Annotated in this window: 18 protein-coding genes; 10 read left to right on the top strand and 8 right to left on the bottom strand. The window is 46.1% G+C overall.

The window, feature by feature from the left end; translation table 11 throughout:
- The first annotated feature begins 215 nt into the window (after positions 1–215).
- Positions 216–1,505, top strand: coding sequence for a malic enzyme-like NAD(P)-binding protein (locus AB6E52_RS13530; RefSeq protein ID WP_017061144.1), 1,290 nt, complete (start codon positions 216–218; stop codon positions 1,503–1,505).
- 166 nt (positions 1,506–1,671) lie between these two features.
- Here AB6E52_RS13530 and metJ read toward each other — a convergent pair whose 3' ends face one another.
- Positions 1,672–1,992: a met regulon transcriptional regulator MetJ gene (gene metJ / locus AB6E52_RS13525; protein ID WP_004415993.1), complete on the bottom strand. Its 321-nt coding sequence runs from the start codon at positions 1,990–1,992 to the stop codon at positions 1,672–1,674.
- Between the two features lie 208 nt (positions 1,993–2,200).
- Between metJ and AB6E52_RS13520 the strand changes: the two genes are divergently transcribed.
- The 3 genes from AB6E52_RS13520 (at position 2,201) to metF (ending at position 6,993) form a co-directional block, all read left to right on the top strand.
- Complete coding sequence (locus tag AB6E52_RS13520; RefSeq protein ID WP_102320005.1) at positions 2,201–3,382, top strand: O-succinylhomoserine (thiol)-lyase; 1,182 nt, start codon at positions 2,201–2,203, stop codon at positions 3,380–3,382.
- A 2-nt stretch (positions 3,383–3,384) separates the two neighbouring features.
- Positions 3,385–5,796, top strand: a complete 2,412-nt coding sequence (locus AB6E52_RS13515) for a bifunctional aspartate kinase/homoserine dehydrogenase II (protein ID WP_102320004.1) — start codon at positions 3,385–3,387, stop codon at positions 5,794–5,796.
- Between the two features lie 297 nt (positions 5,797–6,093).
- Positions 6,094–6,993: a methylenetetrahydrofolate reductase gene (gene metF / locus AB6E52_RS13510; protein WP_004729683.1), complete on the top strand. Its 900-nt coding sequence runs from the start codon at positions 6,094–6,096 to the stop codon at positions 6,991–6,993.
- A 124-nt stretch (positions 6,994–7,117) separates the two neighbouring features.
- Here the strand turns inward: metF and AB6E52_RS13505 are convergent, their stop codons facing one another.
- The 3 genes from AB6E52_RS13505 to argE all read right to left on the bottom strand — a co-directional run bounded on the left by AB6E52_RS13505 (position 7,118) and on the right by argE (position 12,030).
- Positions 7,118–7,657 (bottom strand): PadR family transcriptional regulator, encoded by a 540-nt coding sequence (locus AB6E52_RS13505; protein ID WP_017061141.1) that lies wholly within the window; start codon positions 7,655–7,657, stop codon positions 7,118–7,120.
- Between the two features lie 348 nt (positions 7,658–8,005).
- A complete protein-coding gene (ppc, locus tag AB6E52_RS13500; protein ID WP_017071318.1) occupies positions 8,006–10,642 on the bottom strand; it encodes a phosphoenolpyruvate carboxylase in 2,637 nt (878 codons plus the stop codon).
- A gap of 251 nt (positions 10,643–10,893) precedes the next feature.
- Positions 10,894–12,030 carry an acetylornithine deacetylase gene (gene argE / locus AB6E52_RS13495; protein ID WP_004729680.1) on the bottom strand — a complete coding sequence of 379 codons (1,137 nt, stop codon included), beginning with the start codon at positions 12,028–12,030 and terminating at the stop codon, positions 10,894–10,896.
- Positions 12,031–12,183: 153 nt separating this feature from the next.
- Here argE and argC point away from each other — a divergent pair, with 153 nt between their 5' ends.
- The 4 genes from argC to argH all read left to right on the top strand — a co-directional run bounded on the left by argC (position 12,184) and on the right by argH (position 17,536).
- Positions 12,184–13,188, top strand: a complete 1,005-nt coding sequence (gene argC / locus AB6E52_RS13490) for an N-acetyl-gamma-glutamyl-phosphate reductase (RefSeq protein ID WP_017063685.1) — start codon at positions 12,184–12,186, stop codon at positions 13,186–13,188.
- A gap of 12 nt (positions 13,189–13,200) precedes the next feature.
- A complete protein-coding gene (argB, locus tag AB6E52_RS13485; RefSeq protein WP_017061138.1) occupies positions 13,201–13,989 on the top strand; it encodes an acetylglutamate kinase in 789 nt (262 codons plus the stop codon).
- A gap of 113 nt (positions 13,990–14,102) precedes the next feature.
- A complete protein-coding gene (locus AB6E52_RS13480) occupies positions 14,103–15,314 on the top strand; it encodes an argininosuccinate synthase (RefSeq protein WP_102320003.1) in 1,212 nt (403 codons plus the stop codon).
- Positions 15,315–15,661: 347 nt separating this feature from the next.
- Complete coding sequence (gene argH, locus AB6E52_RS13475; protein WP_017061136.1) at positions 15,662–17,536, top strand: argininosuccinate lyase; 1,875 nt, start codon at positions 15,662–15,664, stop codon at positions 17,534–17,536.
- Between the two features lie 254 nt (positions 17,537–17,790).
- Here argH and AB6E52_RS13470 read toward each other — a convergent pair whose 3' ends face one another.
- Positions 17,791–18,039 (bottom strand): DUF3624 domain-containing protein, encoded by a 249-nt coding sequence (locus AB6E52_RS13470; protein ID WP_102320002.1) that lies wholly within the window; start codon positions 18,037–18,039, stop codon positions 17,791–17,793.
- 87 nt (positions 18,040–18,126) lie between these two features.
- On the opposite strand from AB6E52_RS13470, the gene AB6E52_RS13465 reads away from it, so the two are divergent.
- On the top strand, positions 18,127–18,474 hold the full coding sequence (locus AB6E52_RS13465) for a RidA family protein (protein WP_004729674.1): 348 nt from the start codon (positions 18,127–18,129) through the stop codon (positions 18,472–18,474).
- A gap of 323 nt (positions 18,475–18,797) precedes the next feature.
- On the opposite strand, the gene AB6E52_RS13460 is transcribed toward AB6E52_RS13465, so the two are convergent.
- The 3 genes from AB6E52_RS13460 to AB6E52_RS13450 all read right to left on the bottom strand — a co-directional run bounded on the left by AB6E52_RS13460 (position 18,798) and on the right by AB6E52_RS13450 (position 21,491).
- Positions 18,798–20,264: a dihydrolipoyl dehydrogenase gene (locus AB6E52_RS13460; RefSeq protein WP_017061134.1), complete on the bottom strand. Its 1,467-nt coding sequence runs from the start codon at positions 20,262–20,264 to the stop codon at positions 18,798–18,800.
- Positions 20,265–20,538: 274 nt separating this feature from the next.
- Positions 20,539–21,267 (bottom strand): glutathione peroxidase, encoded by a 729-nt coding sequence (locus tag AB6E52_RS13455; RefSeq protein ID WP_017061133.1) that lies wholly within the window; start codon positions 21,265–21,267, stop codon positions 20,539–20,541.
- A 44-nt stretch (positions 21,268–21,311) separates the two neighbouring features.
- On the bottom strand, positions 21,312–21,491 hold the full coding sequence (locus tag AB6E52_RS13450; protein WP_017096544.1) for a hypothetical protein: 180 nt from the start codon (positions 21,489–21,491) through the stop codon (positions 21,312–21,314).
- Here AB6E52_RS13450 and oxyR point away from each other — a divergent pair.
- Positions 21,490–22,383, top strand: a complete 894-nt coding sequence (oxyR, locus tag AB6E52_RS13445) for a DNA-binding transcriptional regulator OxyR (protein WP_017061132.1) — start codon at positions 21,490–21,492, stop codon at positions 22,381–22,383. The genes AB6E52_RS13450 and oxyR overlap by 2 nt on opposite strands.
- Positions 22,384–22,403: the final 20 nt, after the last annotated feature.

Below are 22,403 nucleotides of genomic sequence, written 5' to 3'. Positions count from 1 at the left end.
TTCAATTTCAGGGCAATTCCTTGCGTATCTCTCTTCACCAAAATTCAGCACGAAACTTCAACAAGCGATAGTAATTTCAACTGCTCACTGGTCTTATTAGTAGTGAAATCTCGTTTTTTAATGAGACAGAGGCTTCAACCACCTAGGAACTTTGAAGTACATCCATTAACATGAACAAGATCCCCCAAATAATAATATCCTAGGAACCTACACCTATGTCTGAAGACAGCAGCCAAGCTCAATCCTCTCAAGAATTATCACCTCAAGAACAATTCCGTCAGCAAGCTCTTGATTACCATGAGTTCCCAATTCCAGGCAAAATTGCCGTAGAACTGACGAAGCCTGCAAACTCTGCAGAAGACCTAGCACTTGCATACAGCCCAGGCGTGGCTGAGCCTGTTCGCGAGATCGCACAGAACGTTGATAACGTTTATAAGTACACAGGTAAAGGCAACATGGTTGCAGTTATCTCTAACGGTACAGCGATTCTTGGCCTAGGTAACCTTGGCCCTATTGCTTCTAAACCTGTTATGGAAGGCAAAGCGCTCCTGTTTAAGCGTTTTGCTGGTTTAGATTCTATCGATATTGAAGTAAAACACCGCACAATCGATGAGTTCGTTGATACAGTTGCGAATATCGCAGATACATTCGGCGGTATTAACCTGGAAGACATCAAAGCACCAGACTGTTTTGAGATTGAACGTCGCCTGATTGAACGTTGTGATGTTCCGGTATTCCACGATGACCAACATGGTACAGCGATTGTAACGGCAGCGGGTATGCTGAATGCGATCGAGCTTCAAGGTAAGAAACTTGAAGAGTGTAAGATCGTTTGTTTAGGTGCTGGCGCAGCGGCGGTTGCTTGTATGGAACTACTGATTAAGTGTGGCGCTCAGCGTGAAAAAATCTACATGCTTGACCGTAAAGGTGTGATCCATACTCGTCGTGATGACCTAAACGAATACAAAGAGCTGTTCGCAAATAACACTGATAAGCGTACGCTTGAAGATGTTATCGAAGGCGCTGACCTGTTTTTGGGTGTATCGGGGCCGAATCTACTGCCTGCTGAAGCACTAACGCTGATGGCTGATAAGCCTGTTGTGTTTGCATGTTCAAACCCAGATCCAGAGATCAAGCCTGAGCTTGCACACGAAGTTCGTTCTGACCTAATCATGGGTACAGGCCGCAGTGATTACCCTAACCAAGTAAACAACGTACTTTGTTTCCCATTCATTTTCCGTGGTGCACTAGACGTGCGTGCGAGCGAAATTAATGACGAAATGAAGCTAGCGGCGGTTAAAGCGATTCGTGAACTGGCGAAAGAAGAAGTTCCAGCTGAAGTACTAGCAGCTGCGGGCGAGACTGCACTGGAGTTCGGTAAGGGTTACATCATTCCTAAGCCAATGGACCCACGTCTACTTCCTCGCGTAGCACGAGCAGTTGCGGAAGCGGCTGTTGAATCTGGCGTAGCTCGTATCGAGATGCCTGCTAACTATATGGCTTAATAGCTGTTGCTCTATTGAGCCAAAAAGAATAATAAAAAACCGACTCATCTGGAGTCGGTTTTTTTATGTCTATCATTCACAGCGCAATCATAAAAAGCTATGCGCGATGTGATAAATAAGGTTCAGCTAGAGCGAATCAATAATGAAGGCAGTGACTGAGTTGTTTTTATTCTTCGTCAAACGCTTCGAACTCGATACCCATCTCTGTCATCAGCTTTTTCACTTCAGCAGGAATATCGTCTGGGCGGTCTTTACGAAGGTCTTCATCCGTTGGTAGTGGTTGGCCTGTGTACGCATGTAGAAAGGCTTCGCACAGTAGCTCACTGTTTGTTGCATGGCGTAGGTTATTAATCTGGCGGCGAGTACGCTCGTCAGTAAGAACCTTTAACACTTTTAGAGGGATAGAAACTGTAATTTTCTTTACTTGTTCGCTTTTCTTTCCATGCTCAGCATATGGGCTTATGTATTCACCATTCCAGTCGGCCATTGCGTACCTTCATCACTTTAGTTGTTAGAATAAATTAATAGTGGTGATTTTAGCGGGATTTACTGCCATAAGCAAAGACATATAGACGTCTAGAAGTGTTGACGTCTCACGTTTATGAAAGTAAAGTGAATAACATATATCTAACACAGCCGCAAAATGCCGACAAGCCGCTGTGATTCTCAGACGCAAAACTTGTAAGGAAGCACCTATGAGCAGCCGGAAGCCAGCAACAATCGCAGTACGTACTGGTATCGAGTCAGACACGCAACACCATGCCGTTGTCCCACCCATTTATCTTTCGACTAACTATGGGTTTCCCGCTTTTGGTGAAGTGCCAAAGTACGATTACACCCGTTCTGGTAACCCAAACCGCGGTTTATTAGAGACGGCACTGTTTGAGCTTGAATCAGGCAAAGGCGCGGTTGTGACTAACTGTGGTACTTCGGCGCTTAACTTATGGGTTTCGGCTTTCTTAGGCGGCGATGATCTTATTATTGCACCGCACGATTGCTACGGCGGTACTTACCGTCTGTTTAACACTCGCTCGCTAAAAGGTGACTTCAAAGTTCTGTTCGTTGATCAATCGGATCAAGCAGCGATGGATGCGGCGCTCGCGCTTAAGCCAAAGTTGATCTTAATTGAAACCCCATCGAATCCACTGGTTCGCGTGGTTGATATTGCAGAAACTTGCCGTAAAGCGAAAGAGGTTGGTGCTCTGGTTGCTGTCGACAACACGTTTTTGACACCTGTGTTCCAAAAGCCTTTAGAGCTGGGTGCTGATTTTGTTATCCACTCTACAACTAAGTACATCAATGGACACTCAGATGTTATTGGTGGCGTTGTGGTCACTAAGACAGAAGAACACGCTGAAGAGCTAGCATGGTGGGGCAACTGTATTGGTGCGACCGGCACACCATTTGATAGCTACATGACTTTACGTGGTATTCGTACGCTAGGTGCGCGTATGCGAGTTCACGAAGAAAGCTCACGTGAAATTCTAGCGTCTCTGCAGCAACAAGATCTTGTTGGCACTATTTACCACCCAAGCCTTCCTGAACATCCGGGTCATGATATCGCGAAGAAACAGCAATCGGGCTTTGGTTCCATGCTCAGTTTTGAGTTTGCGGGCTCATTCGAGGCGCTTAAATACTTTGTTGATAAGTTAGAGCTGTTTTCTTTGGCAGAATCATTGGGCGGTGTTGAAAGCCTGATTTGTCACCCTGCGTCGATGACTCACCGCGCGATGGGCGAAGAAGCATTAGCAGAAGCGGGTGTTTCTCAGCAACTACTGCGTCTATCTGTTGGCCTTGAAGATGCAGAAGACCTAATCGATGACCTCAAGCAAGCGTTTGAAAGAACACAGCGCTTTATCGCTGAAGGGGAGGGTTAATAATGGCAACCTTTCGCCAGCTACATAAATTTGGTGGCAGCAGTTTAGCGAATCCTGAATGTTACCAGCGCGTGGTCAACATTCTTAGAGAATACTCATCAGCAACTGATTTGGTGGTGGTATCGGCAGCAGGCAAAACAACCAACCGTTTAATTGAATTTGTTGAAGCGCTCGACAAAGATGGTCGTATCGCCCATGAATGCCTACAAGTACTTCGTCAGTTCCAACTCGATCTGATTGAAGCACTGCTTGAGGGTGAATCAGCCGCACAACTTACTGCAACCATTCAACAAGAATTTACCGCTTTGGGTGAGCTAACGGCTCCCTTGAGCGAAGCACAAAAAGCAAAAGTGCTTGGACACGGTGAGGTTTGGTCTTCACGTCTACTCGCTGCTTTGTTGTGCCAGCATGACTTACAAGCGGTTGCTCAAGATGCGCGTGCCTTTTTACGTGCAGAAGTGGGCGCTCAACCCGAAGTCGACCGCGCACGTTCTTACCCTTTGATCAAAGAAGCCTTGGCGCAGCATGCACATTGCCGCGTGGTGATTACGGGCTTTATGGCTCAGAACTGCGAGGGTGAAACGGTATTGCTTGGCCGTAACGGTTCGGATTACTCAGCAACCGTGATTGGTGCTTTGGCTGAAGTTGAACGCGTGACGATTTGGAGTGATGTGGCAGGCGTTTACAGCGCTGACCCTCGTCTGGTTTCAGATGCGTGTCTATTGCCTCTACTTCGCCTTGATGAAGCCAGCGAATTGGCTCGTCTTGCCGCTCCAGTGCTTCACAGCCGAACGCTACAGCCTGTGGCTCAAAGTGCTATGGATCTCAGCTTACGCTGCAGCTATCAGCCGGAGGCGGGCTCTACACAGATCGAGCGTGTACTGGCATCGGGTCGTGGCGCAAAAATCATTACCTCTTTGGATGAAGTGCTTATCGTGCAACTGACCTTTGGTCACGGCCATGATTTCGACCGTCTAGAGAGTGAAGTGCTTGAAGGGCTTAAGCGTGCTCAACTTGAGCCGCTTGCTTATGAGCTTGAACCGGATCAACACTGTTTGCGTCTTGCCTACACAGAAGAGATCGCTGGTGGTGCATTAGAATATCTCCAAGACCATGCGATTGAAGCTGAGATTAAGCTAAAAGAAGGTTTCTCTCTGATTGCTGCAGTGGGTGCGGGTGTGACTAAGAACCCTAACCATTGCTACGGTTTCTACCAGCAGCTTAAGAGCTCGCCGGTTGAGTTCATCTCAGAAGCGAACTCAGGCTTAAGCTTGGTGGCTGTGATTCGTAAGAGTGAAACATCCAGTCTAGTGAAAGGCATTCATTCTCAACTGTTCCAAGCGCAGAAGCGTGTTGCGATTGCCTTGTGTGGTAAGGGCAATATTGGTTCAAGCTGGTTAAGCCTGTTTGCTGAGCAAAAAGCGGAACTTGAAAAGCGCCGTGGAATGAACTTTGAATTGGTTGCCGTGGTTGATAGCCAAACCTATTGGTTCGACGATCAAGGCATTGATGCGACTTCGGTAGGTAAGCGCTTTGACGACGAATCTATTGCTAACAATGGTAACGACTGGTTAGAGCGTTTGGGCTCTATTCAAGGTTATGACGAAGCAGTGGTTCTGGATGTGACTGCGAGCCCAGTGCTTGCAGCAAAGTATCTGCAAATCGCACAACAAGGTATTCACCTAATCTCGGCGAACAAGGTGGCAGGTTCTGCATCGAGCGAGTATTACCATCAAGTACAAGATGCTTTCGCTAAGATCAGCCGTCATTGGTTGTACAACGCGACAGTGGGTGCTGGATTGCCGATTAACCACACGGTACGTGACCTACGTGAAAGTGGCGATGACATCATTGCGTTGTCTGGCATTTTCTCGGGCACGTTGTCTTGGTTGTTCCAACAGTTTGATGGCACCGTGCCGTTCAGCGAGTTGGTTGACTTAGCATGGCAACAAGGCCTTACGGAACCTGACCCTCGTGCTGACCTAGATGGCTCAGACGTGATGCGTAAGCTGGTGATTCTGGCGCGTGAATCTGGTTTGGATATCGAACCTGAAAACGTAAAAGTGGAATCGCTCGTACCTGCAGAGCTGCAAGATCTATCTGTGGATGACTTCTTCGACAAAGCTTCTGTACTGAGCGAAGAGCTGGCTGAGCGTTTAGAGAAAGCGCACTCTCAACAGAAAGTTCTGCGTTACGTAGCGCGTTTGGAGAAGAACGGTAAGGCAACCGTAGGCGTTGAAGCACTGTCTAAAGAACATGCTCTGGCGAACTTGTTGCCTTGCGACAACATCTTTGCGATTGAGAGCAAATGGTACAAAGATAATCCATTGGTTATTCGTGGCCCAGGTGCCGGTCGTGAAGTAACGGCAGGTGCAATTCAATCTGATTTAAACAGAATGTCTAGCCTGTTCTGATACTCAGATCGGTTGGTTTGAAACTCAGATCAATTGTTTTAGTACGTAAATGGCATACTATTCACTAAGATAAATAAGGCTGAAAGCACGATGTGTTTTTCAGCCTTTTTTCTACATTATTTCTGCTTTGCGACCCATCTAACGACTTGAGTTTTACTCACGATCTACTTGAGAAAAATTCATAATGGATCTGTTGACATTAAATCGTATTCAATACATTCTACAGACATATAGACGTCTAAACGTCGTTTAAGGATTTGAGTTTTTAGTGGTTGCTTTTGCCACAGGGAGAGTAAGATGGGATACACACACGCTAGTCATATCGACGCTTTAAATCAGAATATCGCTGAGCTTTCTGACAACATCAATGTGTCATTTGAGTTTTTTCCACCGAGCAGTGAGAAGATGGAAGAGACCCTGTGGAACTCTGTTCACCGCCTTAAAACACTTCAACCAAAATTTGTATCGGTAACTTACGGTGCAAACTCGGGTGAACGTGACCGTACCCACTCAATCATTAAAGAAATTAAAAACCAAACTGGCCTAGTGGCTGCACCGCACCTAACGTGTATTGATGCAAGCCGTGAAGAGCTGATTCAAATTGCCGACGATTACTGGGCAAATGGTATCGAGAGTATTGTTGCGCTACGTGGTGATATTCCAGCAGGCGGCGGCGCGCCAGAGATGTACGCATCTGACCTAGTCGAGCTACTTAAATCTCGCCACGATTTTGATATCTCAGTAGCGGCATTCCCTGAGGTTCACCCTGAAGCAAAAAGCGCTCAATCTGATCTTATTAACCTAAAGCGTAAAGTGGATGCGGGTGCCAACCGTGCCATCACTCAGTTCTTCTTTGATGTAGAGAGCTACCTACGCTTTCGTGACCGCTGTGTAGCGGCTGGCGTTGATGTTGAGATTGTACCGGGCATTCTGCCGGTTTCTAACTTCAAGCAAGCATCTCGCTTTGCTGCGATGAACAACGTAAAAGTACCGGGCTGGATGGCGAAGCAGTTTGAAGGTTTGGATGATGATCCAACGACTCGTCAGCTTGTTGGTGCTAGCCAAGCAATTGATATGGTTCGTACACTGAGCCGTGAAGGTGTGAAAGATTTCCACTTCTACACGCTAAACCGTGCAGAAATGACTTATGCACTTTGCCATACGCTAGGTGTTCGTCCGCAAGTCGCTGCGCTGTAAGAAAAGTCTAAGAAGTAAAGCCTAAGCACTTGTAAAAAGCCTCTGGCAGTAACATTTCAAATCCTATAGATACAAAAAAGGCTTGGACTCATAGAGTTCAAGCCTTTTGCTTTTCTAGCTTAACTTAAGCTAGAGCGCCAAGTTCAAGCAGTACTTCTTCAGCCCATACAATCCATGCTTCACGGATAAGTAGGTTACGACGAAGTGTTAGACGCTCAAGGCGTGCTTGCTTGTCTAGTGTCGATGGCGTTGCGTAGTAAGCTGCTTCGATTTCACGGTAGTGAGAAACCAGTTTGCGAGACTCTTCTACTAGCTCAGCAAGTTGTACACGGTAAGCGTCAGAAGGTTGTACAGCACAAGCCATTAGCTTAGCTGAGAACTCGTCACGAACGGTTGGGTGTGCAGTTGGTTGTTCAAACCATTCACCTAGCGCGCCACGGCCAGCATCAGTGATAGAGTAAACTTTACGATCAGGTTTGCCTTCTTGAGGCTCAAGCACGCAAGTTACCTGGTCGTTCTGAGCCATTTTATTTAGCTCGCGGTAAACTTGTTGATGGCTAGCTTTCCAGAAGTAACCAATGCTTGCGGAGAATTCTTTTGTGATATCGTAACCAGTAGCATCGCGTGTACTTAAAACGGTTAGAATTACGTGTGGTAATGACATGTCTGAAATCCAAATGGTAAACAGTAAACAAATACTTAAACAACAAGTGTGCTTCTAATGGCACGTTATATTGGTTATGTCTAAGTAGCACCAACTCATCGGTTGGTTATGTCACCTTACAAAGCCGTTTATCACCTAGGTTGACCAGTTTATTGGTCAAGATGCTGCAGATTATTTTTTGGAGTGTTTCCGCAGCGGAGCGGTAGTATATCTAAATAATAAGCATAAAGTAGAATACATGGACAAAATAACCCAAAAAACTGACAAAAAACTCAGTATTGCTTATTTTGTGAAATAAAAAGGTCGCACTAGGCGACCTTTTGTCCGTTGAATGGTAGGAATCACTAATTAACCAGTGTTTCGCATGCCTGCTGCAATGCCTGCAATCGTCACCATTAGCGCTTCTTCAAGCTCTGCTGGTGGTGTTTCACACTTACGAGTACGGTAAAGCAGTTCAGCTTGAAGCATGTTTAGTGGCTCAACGTAGATGTTACGTAGGCGGATTGACTCAAGTCCCCAAGGGTCGCTCTGCATTAGGTTCTCGTTGTTCTCAACATTTAGCACGGCTTTGATGTCTTTTTGCAGCTGTTCACGCAGTAACTCACCTAATGGTAATAGCTCTTCGTCAACAAGGCGTTGGTCGTAGTACTTAGCGATTTCCATGTTGCACTTCGAGTACACCATTTCCAACATACCGAGACGGGTAGAGAAGAACGGCCACTCGCGACACATCTCTTCGAGCAGGGCTTGATGGCCTTGATCTACAGAGTACTGAATCGCTTCACCAGCGCCTAACCATGCAGGCAGTACCAAACGGTTTTGGCTCCAAGAGAAGATCCATGGAATCGCACGTAGGCTTTCTACGCCGCCGTTCGGGTTACGTTTCGCAGGGCGAGAGCCAAGAGGCAGTTTACCTAGCTCCAGTTCAGGTGTCGCTTGACGGAAGTAAGGTACGAATTTCTCTTCGCCACGAACCACGTTGCGGTAAGCCTCACAAGATACTTGAGATAGCACTTCCATTAGGTCGCGCCACTCTTGTTTTGGCTCAGGTGGCGGCAGAAGGTTCGCCTCTAGAATCGCGCTTGCGTAAAGGTTGAAGCTGTTTACAGCAACGTCTGGTAAGCCAAGTTTAAAGCGGATCATTTCGCCTTGCTCTGTTACACGTAAACCGCCTTTCAAGCTCTTAGGTGGCTGAGAAAGAAGAGCAGCGTGCGCCGGAGCACCACCACGACCAACCGTACCGCCACGACCGTGGAATAGAGTCAGTTCAATGCCTTCTTCATCGCAAACCTTAACCAGTTTGTCCATTGCATCATATTGAGCCCAACCTGCAGACATTACGCCCGCATCTTTCGCTGAGTCAGAGTATCCGATCATCACCATTTGGTGGTTCTGGATAAAGCCACGGTACAAGTCGATGCTCATTAGCTGTTTCATTACTGCTTCCGAGTTGTTCAAGTCGTCTAGCGTTTCGAACAGCGGACATACGTCCATGCGGTATGGGCAGCCACATTCTTGCAGTAGTAAGTGAACAGCCAGTACATCTGATGCAGTACGAGCCATAGAAATTACGTAAGCACCGAAGGCTTCACGAGGTTGAGCAGCAATAACCTTGCAGGTGTCTAAAACCTCTTTAACCTGTTCAGATGGCTCCCAATCGCGAGGAAGAAGCGGACGCTTAGAGCTTAATTCATTGGTTAAGAAAGCAATCTTGTCTTGCTCGTTCCATTGGTCGTAGTCGCCAATGCCTAGGTAGCGAGTCAGTTCAGACAGTACATCTGAGTGACGAGTACTTTCTTGACGAACATCGAGACGAACTAGGTGTACACCGAACGCTTTTAGGCGGCGCAGAGTATCAAGCAGAGAACCGTCTGCGATTACGCCCATGCCACATTCGTGCAGCGATTGGTAACATGCGTAAAGCGGTGTCCAAAGTTGGTCGATGTTCTGTAGTGTTTCTTTCTTCGGTACTTCAGCATCATGCAGTTTTGCATCGAGCACTTCTAACGTGTTGTTCAGCAGAGTACGTAGGCTCTTTAGGATTGCTCGGTAAGCTTCATGCTCATCACCCGCTAGTTCACGAACGGCATCATTACACTTAGTCATCGATAGTTCGGTAATCAGCTCGTTTACGTCACCTAGGTAAAGGTCAGCGGCTTTCCAGCGAGATAGGCGCAGTACTTCTTTGGTGATGGTGTGCGTTACGAATGGGTTACCATCGCGATCACCGCCCATCCAAGATGAGAAGTGTACCGGGCGCGCATCAATTGGTAGACCTTCACCAAGGTAGCCTTTTAGTCGGCCGTCCATTTCACGTAGGAAATCTGGTACCGCTTCCCAAAGTGAGTTTTCAACAACCGCAAAGCCCCATTTCGCTTCATCAAGTGGCGTAGGGCGTTGCTGACGAATCACATCTGAGTGCCAACCTTGAGCGATCAGTTGCTCTAGGCGGCGTTCGGTTTTCACGCGCTCTTTGTGTGATAGGTCGCTTAATTCTAATTTAGACAGACACTCGTTGATCTTAACTAGCTTGTTGATCATGGTGCGACGAGTGATTTCTGTTGGGTGTGCAGTCAGAACGAGTTCAATGTTCAGGTCGCGAACGGCTTGAGCCGCGTCTAGCTTGCTGATGTCATTCTGGTTTAATTTGGAAAATAGAGATTGCAGCACGTCTGGTTCACAAACATGCTCCTCACAGTGGCGAGAGATGGTGTGGTACTGCTCTGCCATGTTGGTGAGGTTGAGAAATTGGTTAAATGCACGAGCAACAGGAGTGAGTTGTTCGTTCGGCAGGTTTTTGATTTCTTCAACTAGGCTGTCACGGTCAGCTTTGTTGCCTGCGCGGGCGGATTTGGAAAGTTTACGGATAGTCTCCACTTTCTCTAAGATAACGTCACCATGTGCATCTTGGATTGTGTTACCTAGCAAGCGTCCCAGCATGCTTACGTTACTCTTGAGAGCGGCGTATTTCTCGTTCATTGTCATCCTGCCTCGTAAAAAAATTACATCCATTGTTCCTTGTTAAGTACACAATCTAGCGAAAAGTGCTGTATCTAGTCAAATAAAGCATTCTAAGTTTGCAATTATTAGTTTTCGAAATGCGGGAGAAGTAAATTTTCCAAGACTTCGGAATAAAGTGAAATTTAATTACAAGATCAGGCTTTGGCTGGGATAACAGAATAAAAGCCACCTTTTAGGGCAGCTTTTATAAAAAAGTATCGCAAGGGTAGCAATAACTAGAAACAATATTTACGAATAGATTTACTCAGAACATCAATCGTTGGATCGATAAAATCGAAGCTTAGGAACTCATCTGGTTGGTGAGCTTGGTCGATAGAGCCTGGACCCAGCACTAAGGTTGGGCAAAGTTCTTGAAGGAAAGGTGCCTCAGTGCAGTAGTTGACGGTTTGCGATTCAATCTCACAAACGGATTCCATGCCACCAATAAATGGATGGTCGTGTTGGCACTCATAACCTGGGATAGGTTCGTGCAGTGGCGTAATCTCGATTCTGCCCGGCCATTTTGCTTCCACTTCTTTAAGTGCGCTGCGCAGCATGTTATCCAAGCCATCTAGGCTGATACCTGGCAAAGGACGCACATCATAGTGCAGCTCACAGCAACCACAGATACGGTTGGCACTGTCGCCACCGTGAATATGGCCAAGGTTTAGAGTGGGGCTTGGAATTGCGAAACCCGGGTGGTGATACTCTTTGACTAGCTTGTCACGCAGTTGCATTAAAGCGAACAACACTTCATGCATGATCTCGATGGCGTTGACACCTAATGCAGGATCAGAAGAGTGACCTGATTTACCCGTTACTCGCACAGCGTTAGCAACATGGCCTTTATGGCCACGAATCGGCACAAGGCTGGTTGGCTCACCAATAATGCAGTAATCCGGTTTAAACGGTGCATTTTCAGTGAAATGACGCGCACCCAGCATGGTGGTCTCTTCGTCACAGGTTGCCAATACATATAGCGGCTTGGTCTGTTTGCTCCAATCCATCTTCTTTGCCGCTTCATAAACGAAAGCGAAAAAGCCTTTCATATCGGCTGTGCCTAATCCATAGAAGCGATTGTTGTGTTCTGTTAGTGCGTGAGGGTCGAAGTTCCAACGTCCTTCATCAAATGGCACTGTGTCGCTGTGTCCTGCGAGTAGCAAGCCACCTTCGCCCGATCCCATCTTAGCGACCATATTATGCTTGCCGGGTTCGACTTCCACGACTTCAACGCTAAAGCCTACGTCTTTAAACCATTGAGCCATTTTTTCGATCACTTTCTCGTTGCCATGATCCCAGCTTGGATCGGTCGAGCTAATAGAGTCTGTGGAAATTAGGCCTTTGTAGACCTCAAGAAAACTCGGTAATTGCATAATAACTTCACTTCTACTATTGACAGGAAAACCATAAGTCGGTAAAACACATATTAAATCACATTTAATGCATAAGAAATCAAATAAAGCTAAAAATTAAGTATGAATAGTCAAATTTGAAATGTAACTTACCTCAAAAATGGATGTATTGAGATGTTGAAAACCACGATCATTGGCGCAAGCGGCTACACAGGAGCAGAACTGGCTCTAATGATAAACAGACACCCTGAGCTCACGCTATCAGGTTTATATGTCTCAGCCAATAGTGTAGACGCAGGTAAACCTATTGCGGCACTGCACGGTAAGTTAGCTGGTTTGATTGATATGCCAGTACAACCTTTAACAAATCCGGAAGAAGTAGCTAAACAATCTGATGTAATTTTCTTAGCAACGGCACACGAAGTCAGTCACGACCTAGCGCCAATTTTTCTAGAGAACGATTGCCAAGTCTTCGACCTATCGGGTGCATTCAGAGTTAAAGGCGAAAACTTCTATCAAGAGTTTTACGGTTTTGAACATCAACACGAACAATGGCTAGACAAAGCGGCTTACGGTTTAGCTGAGTGGAACGAACAAGAAATTAAAGAAGCTCAGCTTGTCGCTGTCGCGGGTTGTTACCCAACCGCATCACAACTGGCGATTAAGCCTTTGGTTGAAGCCAAGTTACTGGATGAAAACCAATGGCCAGTGATTAACGCAACCAGCGGTGTGACTGGTGCAGGCCGCAAGGCGACGATGGTCAACAGCTTCTGCGAAGTGAGCTTGCAAGCTTATGGCGTCTTCAATCACCGTCATCAACCTGAAATGGCTGCACATTTAGGATGTGATGTGATTTTCACTCCACACCTCGGCAACTTTAAGCGCGGTATTTTAGCGACCATCACCATGAAACTGGCTGAAGGCGTGACAGAACAACAGATACAAGATGCCTTTGAACAAGCTTACCAAGGTAAACCAGCAGTGAGATTACTCGAAGAGACATTGCCAAGAATTCAAGATGTAGAACAGACACCTTTCTGCGACTTAGGTTGGAAGGTTCAAGGTCAACACATCATCGTTGTTTCAGCGATTGATAACTTATTAAAGGGTGCATCTAGCCAAGCGATGCAGTGTTTAAATTTACGTTATGGTTTTGCGCCATTAACTGCGTTAGTGTAAGGAAATCTAGATATGAGCCTTAATAATCAACCATTAATCATAAAGTTAGGTGGCGCTGCGCTATCTTGTGGTGAAACACTTAGCAAGTTATTTGGTGCTATCTCTGCTTACCAACAACAGGCACAACGACCAATCGTGATTGTTCACGGCGGCGGTTACCTTGTTGATGATTTGATGAATAAGTTGAACCTCGAAACCGTTAAGAAAGAAGGGCTACGTGTTACTCCTTATGATCAGATCCCAGTGATCGCTGGTGCATTAGCGGGCACGGCGAATAAATTACTTCAAGGTCAGGCGATTAAAGACGGTATCAATGCCGTTGGTTTAAGCCTAGCAGACGGTGGTTTATGCAAAGTGAGCGAACTGAACCCTGAACTGGGGGCGGTAGGAAAAGCGGAGCCGGGCGACTCAACCGTTCTGCAAGCGATTCTTAATGCGGGCGCACTGCCTATCATTAGCTCGATTGGTCTGACTGAGCAAGGCCAACTGATGAACGTCAATGCCGACCAAGCTGCGGTTGCCGTTGCAGGCGCACTTGATGCTGAACTGGTACTGCTTTCTGATGTAAGTGGTGTGTTGGATGGCAAAGGTCACCTCATTCCAAGCCTTAATCAACAACAAGCTGATGACCTTATTACAGGCAAAGTGATTACCGACGGCATGATCGTTAAGGTTCAAGCCGCACTAGAAGCCGCTAACGACCTTGGACGACCAATCGAAGTTGCCACTTGGCGATACCCAGAAAAGCTAACACAACTGTTTTCAGGTAAAAGCATAGGAACACAGTTTTTACCTCAGTAGGTCTCACAACGAGTCACTACTTAAAGAATTTAGACAAATTAAATAAACATATAATTATGAAGTCATTTCCAACGCTGACCGCCATGTGCAGTATGGAAACTAGGAGAAAGAAAATGAGCAAAGTTAACGTAAAGAAAGTTGTAGTAGCCTACTCTGGCGGTCTAGACACATCAGTAATCATTCCATGGTTGAAAGAGAACTATGACTGTGAAGTGGTTGCGTTTGTTGCGGATGTTGGTCAAGGCGACGAAGAGTTGATTGGTATCGAAGAGAAAGCAAAAGCTTCTGGTGCATCTGAGTGTTACATCGCAGACCTTAAAGAAGAGATGGTTGCTGACTACATCTACCCAACGCTGAAAACGGGCGCTTACTACGAAGGTAAATACCTACTAGGTACGTCGATGGCGCGTCCAATCATCGCGAAAGCACAGGTTGAAGTCGCACGTAAAGTAGGTGCAGACGCACTGTGTCACGGCTGTACTGGTAAAGGTAATGACCAAGTTCGTTTTGAAGGCGCATTTGCTGCACTAGCACCTGATCTACACGTAATTGCACCATGGCGTGAATGGGATCTAGTGAGTCGTGAAGAGTGTCTAGATTACCTGGCTGAGCGTAACATCCCTTGTACGGCTTCTCTTACTAAGATTTACTCGCGTGATGCAAACGCATGGCACATCTCAACAGAAGGCGGCGTTCTAGAAAACACATGGAATGCACCTAACGAAGATTGCTGGGCTTGGACTGTAGACCCTGAGCAAGCGCCAAACGAATCTGAAACAGTGACGCTTAAAGTTGAAAAAGGCGAAGTGGTTGCGGTTGATGGCGAAGCAATGACGCCATACAACGCACTGGTTTACCTAAACGAGAAAGGTGCTAAGCACGGTGTTGGTCGTATCGATATCGTAGAGAACCGTCTTGTTGGCATGAAGTCTCGTGGTTGTTACGAAACTCCGGGTGGCACAATCATGATGGAAGCACTGCGTGCAGTAGAGCAACTGGTTCTTGATAAAGCGGCATTCGAATTCCGTGAAGAGCTCGGTGTTAAGGCTTCTCACCTTGTATACGATGGTCGTTGGTTCACTCCACTATGTAAGTCAATCCTTGCCGCGACAGAAGAGCTAGCACAAGACGTGAATGGTGAAGTGGTTATCAAGCTTTACAAAGGCCATGCAACGGTGACTCAGAAGCGTTCTGACAACAGCCTGTACTCAGAAGAGTTTGCAACCTTTGGTGAAGATGAAGTTTACGACCAAAGCCATGCTGAAGGCTTCATCCGCCTTTACTCGCTATCAAGCCGTATCCGTGCTTTGAATAGCCAAAAGTAATCCTAACAATGAGTTAGTGAGTTAGCCTTTGATGAAAGATTGAAGGTTAGTAAACAGACATTATTATGCAAAGCCCATTCACTATTGATTAGTGAGTGGGCTTTTTACTTTCTATTTGCCTAATAAATCAGCTTCGGTTTTTCCTATCGGATGGCATATAATTCGCGCTCCACGCTAAAAATAATCAATGGATTGAACTGTTGGTGAATAAATATGTGAAAATAATGAATTAATACTTTATTTTCATTTTGAATTGCCGTAAGTTTAAACCATCAGAAAAATACTGAATCTTAATCAGAATTATCATTTGCAAAAACAGTGAGCACTGTGCAATTAGGAGATACACAATGGCATTATGGGGCGGTAGATTTACCCAAGCAGCAGACACCCGGTTCAAAGATTTTAACGATTCTCTTCGTTTTGATTACCGATTGGCTGAGCAAGACATTGTGGGCTCAATTGCCTGGTCTAAAGCTCTACTGTCGGTCAACGTATTAACAGAAGAAGAGCAACAGAAGCTTGAGTTAGCGCTGAATGAGCTAAAACTTGAGGTGATGGAAGATCCTGAACAGATTCTACGTTCTGATGCAGAAGATATTCACAGCTGGGTTGAGCAGCAACTTATCGGCAAAGTCGGTGACTTGGGCAAAAAACTTCACACTGGCCGTTCTCGTAACGACCAAGTGGCGACAGACCTGAAACTATGGTGTCGTCAGCAAGGTAACCAACTGCTACTAGCATTGGATCGCCTACAAAGCCAAATGGTGAACGTTGCTTCTCAGCATCAAGAAACCGTGCTTCCTGGCTACACTCACTTACAACGTGCTCAGCCGGTAACTTTTGCTCACTGGTGCTTGGCTTACGTTGAAATGCTTGAGCGTGATTATTCACGTTTGAATGATGCGATTAAGCGTCTAGACACATGTCCGCTGGGTTCTGGTGCCCTTGCTGGAACAGCTTACCCGATGGACCGTGAAGAGTTAGCTCACAACTTAGGTTTCCGTCGTGCAACGCGCAACTCTCTAGATTCAGTTTCTGACCGCGACCATGTGATGGAGCTAATGTCGATTGCTTCTATCTCTATGCTTCACCTTTCGCGTCTTGCAGAAGATATGATTTTCTACAACTCAGGTGAATCAAACTTCATCGAGTTAGCGGATACCGTGACGTCAGGTTCATCTCTGATGCCACAAAAGAAAAACCCAGATGCGCTAGAGCTTATCCGTGGCAAAACTGGCCGTGTTTACGGTTCATTAGCGGCAATGATGATGACAGTAAAAGCTCTGCCTTTGGCGTACAACAAAGACATGCAAGAAGATAAAGAAGGTCTGTTCGACGCTTTAGATACTTGGAATGATTGTATGGAAATGGCAGCACTCTGTTTTGACGGCATTAAAGTGAACGGCGAACGTACACTTGAAGCCGCGAAACAAGGCTACGCGAACTCAACTGAATTGGCTGATTACCTAGTAGCGAAAGGGATTCCTTTCCGTGAAGCTCACCATATTGTTGGTGTGACGGTAGTGGCGGCGATTGCTAAAGGCTGTGCATTAGAAGAATTAACCATCGCAGAGATGAAAGAGTTCTCTGAGGTGATTGAGGAAGATGTGTATGACATCCTGACCATTGAATCGTGTCTTGAAAAACGTAGCGCGCTAGGCGGTGTATCTCCACAGCAAGTGGCTTACGCGGTTGACCAAGCTGAGAAACGTTTATCACAGCGTGATACGTCCATCGTCAAGGTTCGTCCTGCTCGTCTGACCGATATTGAAGCGTTGGAAGGTATGGTCGCTTACTGGGCGAACATGGGTGAAAACCTACCTCGTTCTCGTAATGAACTGGTGCGTGATATTGGCTCGTTTGCGGTCGCAGAGCATCATGGTGAGGTGACAGGTTGTGCATCACTCTATGTGTATGACTCTGGCCTAGCGGAAATCCGTTCACTGGGTGTCGAAGCTGGCTGGCAAGGTCAAGGGCAGGGTACCGCAATTGTGCAGCACTTGGTTGAGAAAGCGCGACAAATGGCCATCAAGAAGGTGTTTGTGCTGACTCGTACACCTGAGTTCTTCATGAAGCATGATTTCTTACCGACATCGAAATCTCTGTTGCCTGAGAAGGTACTGAAAGATTGTGACCAGTGTCCTCGTCAACATGCGTGTGATGAAGTGGCATTGGAAGTGAACTTGGTCGAGCAGATTATCGCTAAGGTAAATGTTGCATAAGGCATTGATTTTATAGTCCCTAAAAAAAAGATCAAAAATCTGATCTTTTTTGGGAACAAATTAAGAAAAGCCCGGTCTATTAAAGTACCACTGCTTTTTCTTAGAATTTTCTAAGAAAGCCCTAGAATCGATTGGTTCTGGGGCTTTTTTCTATCTGCTGTTTGGAGAATTATACTCGTTCGATGGTTGTGACCAATTATTGGAATATTGAACCTATCATCTAATCATTATTGCCTATCCAACAAACACCTCAGCTAACGCTTTTTGTTCCTAAAAGGCAGCACTACAAACTTCATTATCCAATGCAGCGATAACAAGCCACTGAATGCGAAAGCCGCCATCATCAAAGCGATGGCATTGATGGTTTTCGGGTCTTCTCTGAAAAACAGCCACCATACTCCCCAACTCAAAATCGACAACACCATCAGCTGATTCATGCAACGCTGGCAGCGACCGAGTTTGTTACGGATTTTTTCACTGTTATTGCAATGAATGCATGTCATCTTGGGTTTGATTCGCGTTATGCTTGTTGCCCTGATAATAACACGTCACAAGATATTGGATCACGGTGACACAGAGAGAGAAAGTCGATGATTGAGCGCCAAGAAACCAAGCAACGTATGAGCCGTATTGTTAAACACAACGGTACTATCTACCTATGTGGCCAAGTTTGTGCTGATGCAACTAAAGACATCACTGAACAAACTCAAACCATGTTAGATAAAGTAGAAGCGCTACTTGAGCAAGCAGGCAGCGACAAAGAGCACATGCTGTCAGCAACGATTTACTTGAAAGACATGAAAGACTTCCAAGAAATGAATGCAGTGTGGGATGCATGGGTACCAGAAGGTCACGCTCCAGCTCGCGCATGTGTGACTGGCGACATGGCTCGCGAAGCGCTATTGGTTGAGATCTCTGTGATTGCTGCTGAGAAGTAATTGCTTAAAGCTTTTAGTGACGCAATGGCTTCAAGAGATTCCAGATACCTCGTCCCTCGGTTCTGGAATGACGAGTTTAGTTTTGGTTTAGCTGATGCGTCACTTTGATTTGTTTCAGTTTAGACGCGTTTTGAAAAGCACCGTTATTCTGGTTAGCTTCGCCTAGACGTGTATGAAAATTGCTGTCATTCCCGAGAGCGACGAAGGAGCGTAATCGGGAATCTATAGTTTACTCGTTGCCAAAAACAAAAAGGAAAGCCAATGGCTTTCCTTTTTAGTATCTAACGTTTGTTAACTGCTAATTGACTGGCGCTAGTCTGAGATTAACAACCAGGGCCACAATCTAGGCAGTGTTTCACCATCTCTGGGCCTAGGTGCAGTTTCGCATTCAGGTCACGTAGGGCAGTTCGTACACCCTCTTCGATTACTGGGTGGTAGAACGGCATGTCTAGCATCTCAGAAACCGTCATCTTGTTCTGGTGTGCCCATGCTAATAAGTGAGCCAAGTGTTCTGCGTTTGGTCCCATCATCTCAGCACCAAGGAAGCGGCCTGTGCCTTGCTCGCCGTATACGTGCAGAATACCTTTGTTGCGAAGCATCACTCGTGAACGACCTTGGTTTTCGAAAGACACTTCACCCGTTGCGAAACAGCCACATGTGCCTAAGCGTGTGGTGATCTCTTTGTAGGTTTCACCAACCATCGCGATTTGCGGGTCAGAGAATACTGCCGAGATTTTAGAGCGGCGTAGGCCTGCACGAATCTCTGGGAAGCGACCTGCATTGTCACCCGCAATACGAGCTTGGTCTGCTGCTTCATGCAGTAGAGGCAGTTGGTTACTCGCATCACCAGCGATAAATATTGATGGTAGTGATGTTTGTAGCGTGTAGTGGTCTGCGATTGGCACACCACGTTCATCAAGCTCTAGAGAGGTATTCTCTAAGCCAAGCTTGTCAGTGTTAGGGCGACGACCTGTTGCTGCTAGTACGTATTCAACGACGTTAGTTTCTAATTCACCTTGTTTATTGATGAACTGGATTTCGACACGTGGCTCACCCGATTCAGTGGTAATGCGCTTCATGCTTTCGATTTTCACGTCGGCATCGAGATAGAACTCTTCATTGAAAGCTTTATCTGCATAAGCCATGATCTCTGGATCAGTTACTGGGCCAACTTGACCACCTAAACCGAACAGTTTGGTCTTCACACCTAAGCGGTGCAGTGACTGACCAAGCTCAAGACCAATAACACCAGGGCCAAATACCGCAACCGATTCTGGTAAATCATCCCAGCTGAACACGTCGTCGTTAATGATCAGGCGATCGCCAAGCTCATTCCAAACGGCAGGGTATGCAGGGCGAGAACCGGTCGCGATAACAATACGCTTAGCGGTGACAACCGTGTGGTCATCAATTTGTAGTGTGTTGTCATCTAAGAACTTTGCGTAGCCAGAGATCTTGTCTTGCTCTGGGATTTCATCAACGCCTTCTAAAACAAAACCAACAAAACGGTCACGCTCAAACTTCACTCGGTCCATCACTTCACGGCCGTTAATCACGATATCACCTTGTGGGTGAACGCCAAAAGCCGGAGCTTTCTCGATTTGGTGTACGCTTTCCGCAGCTGCAATAAGCAGTTTAGATGGCATACAACCAACACGAGCACAGGTTGTACCGTAAGGGCCACCTTCAATCATCACGACACTGTCAGTGTGTGCTTTTGCAGCGCGGTAAGAACCTAAACCTGCCGTACCGCCCCCGATAACTGCTACATCTACATTGACTTGTTTCATAATAATTTTCTCGCAATGGCTAAATTTGGTTTGAACGAACCCCTCCAACTCTGATGATTTTTTGAGAGTCAGGATTGCGGGTCAGTTTTGTGATTCTGTTTTATTAGGTTTAGCTTGTGACTCTGCTTTTATTGCTAACTATAGGTTAGTAAAAGACAGGCGAGTCACCAGCTATATTCTTTTTCCCAAAACTCAGATAAGAGTGTTTGGAATAGCTAACCCACAAGAGGGTGGGTTAGCTGATACTTCTAAGCCTATATCGGCGATGAAGCGATTAGCCTAGGAAAGTTTCTAGTTCTTCACTACCACCGATGTGTTTGCCACCGATGAATACTTGAGGAACGGTAGTGCGACCAGAGATTGCACGTAGGCTTACTGTTGTTGCATCTTTACCTAGAACCACTTCTTCGTAGTTCAGACCTTTGTCGATTAGGTTCTGTTTTGCTTTCATACAGAAAGGACAGCCTGGCTTAGTGAATACTGTGATTGACTCTTGCTCTTTGTGCTCAGGAGCAAGGTAGTTAAGCATAGTATCTGCATCAGAAACCTTGAACGGGTCGCCTGGTACGTCTTCTTCGATGAACATTTTTTCTACCACGCCGTTTTTAACCAGCATGCTGTAACGCCATGAACGTTTGCCGAAGCCGATGTCGTTTTTCTCAACTAGCATACCCATGCCGTCTGTGAAATCACCGTTACCATCTGGGATGAATGTGATGTTTTCCGCTTCTTGGTCTGCTTTCCAAGCGTTCATTACGAATGTGTCGTTTACTGAAACACACAGAATGTCATCAACACCGTTTTCTTTGAATACAGAGTGTAGCTCGTTGTAACGAGGTAGGTGGCTTGACGAACATGTTGGCGTAAACGCACCTGGTAGGCTGAATACGATAACTGTCTTGTCTTTGAATAGCTCTTCAGTAGTTACGTTAACCCATGCATCACCTTGGCGAGTTGGGAATGTTACTTGAGGGATTGATTGACCTTCTTTAGATGCAAACATATTGATTTCCTTAAATAGTATTTTTAATTTTGTTCTATCAGAGCTTAACGTTTTTCTTCGCTCTGTTTCGTTTCGTTGAGCCCATTATTAGATAAATCCTTTGATAGCTCTAATCGTTTGATGTTATGGTTTTGATAGGTAAATTCTATCAAGAGCATTTTTCTTTTAAATGTTTCTATTAGAACCCTTGTTCTTATTAAAACCTGAGGTAAGAGACTGATCATGAACATTCGTGACTTTGAATACTTGGTGGCGCTCGCAGAGCATAAACACTTCCGAAAAGCGGCAGAAGCGTGCTTTGTCAGTCAGCCGACACTAAGCGGTCAAATACGCAAACTCGAAGATGAAATTGGACTTCAGTTAACCGAGCGTAGTCCAAGGAAGGTGATATTTACAGAATCAGGGTTACAACTTGTTGAACAAGCCAAGCGTATTCTCAATGAAGTGAAAACTTTTAAAGATATGGCGAGTGGACACGGTGAAGCGATGACGGGGCCAATGCACATTGGTTTTATTCCAACCGTGGGTCCTTACATCTTGCCTAAGATTGTTCCTCATCTTAAAGAGAGCTTCCCAGATCTTGAGCTTTACCTGCATGAAGCTCAGACCCATCAGTTAGTGAGTCAACTGGAAGACGGCAAGCTTGATTGCTTGGTACTGGCTGCGGTTGATGAAACGGCGGTGTTTAAAGAGATTGATGTGTATGACGAGCCGTTAAGTGTTGCCGTTCCATGTGACCACGAGTGGGCTCAACAAGACACTGTCGATATGCTGCAGCTAAATGGACAAACCGTACTGGCGCTAGGTGACGGTCACTGTTTAAGAGACCAAGCCTTGGGTTTCTGTTTTGCTGCGGGTGCCAAAGATGACGAGCGCTTTAAGGCAACCAGCTTAGAAACGCTGCGTAACATGGTCGCGGCGGGGGCGGGCATTACCTTGCTACCTCAGTTATCGGTGCCAAAGGAAAAGCAGAAAGATGGTGTGTGTTACGTACCTGCGGTGAATCCAACACCTTCACGTCGAATTGTCGTGGCTTATCGTCCGGGCTCTCCATTGAAGGGACGTTTCGAGCAACTGGCTGAGACGATTCGAACTCAACTGGAGAAGACGGCTTAGCGCTTGAATTTAGAGCCTAG

The sequence above is a fragment of the Vibrio sp. 10N.247.311.13 genome (genome assembly GCF_041467595.1).
GTDB classification, from domain to species: domain Bacteria; phylum Pseudomonadota; class Gammaproteobacteria; order Enterobacterales; family Vibrionaceae; genus Vibrio; species Vibrio crassostreae_C.
This window is presented reverse-complemented; position numbering and strand designations above follow the sequence as displayed.

Coding starts and splice junctions, on each gene's coding strand:
- AB6E52_RS13530 (WP_017061144.1), top strand. CDS start 216: ATGTCTGAAGACAGCAGCCAAGCTCAATCCTCTCAAGAATTATCACCT.
- metJ (WP_004415993.1), bottom strand. CDS start 1,992: ATGGCCGACTGGAATGGTGAATACATAAGCCCATATGCTGAGCATGGA.
- AB6E52_RS13520 (WP_102320005.1), top strand. CDS start 2,201: ATGAGCAGCCGGAAGCCAGCAACAATCGCAGTACGTACTGGTATCGAG.
- AB6E52_RS13515 (WP_102320004.1), top strand. CDS start 3,385: ATGGCAACCTTTCGCCAGCTACATAAATTTGGTGGCAGCAGTTTAGCG.
- metF (WP_004729683.1), top strand. CDS start 6,094: ATGGGATACACACACGCTAGTCATATCGACGCTTTAAATCAGAATATC.
- AB6E52_RS13505 (WP_017061141.1), bottom strand. CDS start 7,657: ATGTCATTACCACACGTAATTCTAACCGTTTTAAGTACACGCGATGCT.
- ppc (WP_017071318.1), bottom strand. CDS start 10,642: ATGACAATGAACGAGAAATACGCCGCTCTCAAGAGTAACGTAAGCATG.
- argE (WP_004729680.1), bottom strand. CDS start 12,030: ATGCAATTACCGAGTTTTCTTGAGGTCTACAAAGGCCTAATTTCCACA.
- argC (WP_017063685.1), top strand. CDS start 12,184: ATGTTGAAAACCACGATCATTGGCGCAAGCGGCTACACAGGAGCAGAA.
- argB (WP_017061138.1), top strand. CDS start 13,201: ATGAGCCTTAATAATCAACCATTAATCATAAAGTTAGGTGGCGCTGCG.
- AB6E52_RS13480 (WP_102320003.1), top strand. CDS start 14,103: ATGAGCAAAGTTAACGTAAAGAAAGTTGTAGTAGCCTACTCTGGCGGT.
- argH (WP_017061136.1), top strand. CDS start 15,662: ATGGCATTATGGGGCGGTAGATTTACCCAAGCAGCAGACACCCGGTTC.
- AB6E52_RS13470 (WP_102320002.1), bottom strand. CDS start 18,039: ATGACATGCATTCATTGCAATAACAGTGAAAAAATCCGTAACAAACTC.
- AB6E52_RS13465 (WP_004729674.1), top strand. CDS start 18,127: ATGATTGAGCGCCAAGAAACCAAGCAACGTATGAGCCGTATTGTTAAA.
- AB6E52_RS13460 (WP_017061134.1), bottom strand. CDS start 20,264: ATGAAACAAGTCAATGTAGATGTAGCAGTTATCGGGGGCGGTACGGCA.
- AB6E52_RS13455 (WP_017061133.1), bottom strand. CDS start 21,267: ATGTTTGCATCTAAAGAAGGTCAATCAATCCCTCAAGTAACATTCCCA.
- oxyR (WP_017061132.1), top strand. CDS start 21,490: ATGAACATTCGTGACTTTGAATACTTGGTGGCGCTCGCAGAGCATAAA.
- AB6E52_RS13450 (WP_017096544.1), bottom strand. CDS start 21,491: ATGATCAGTCTCTTACCTCAGGTTTTAATAAGAACAAGGGTTCTAATA.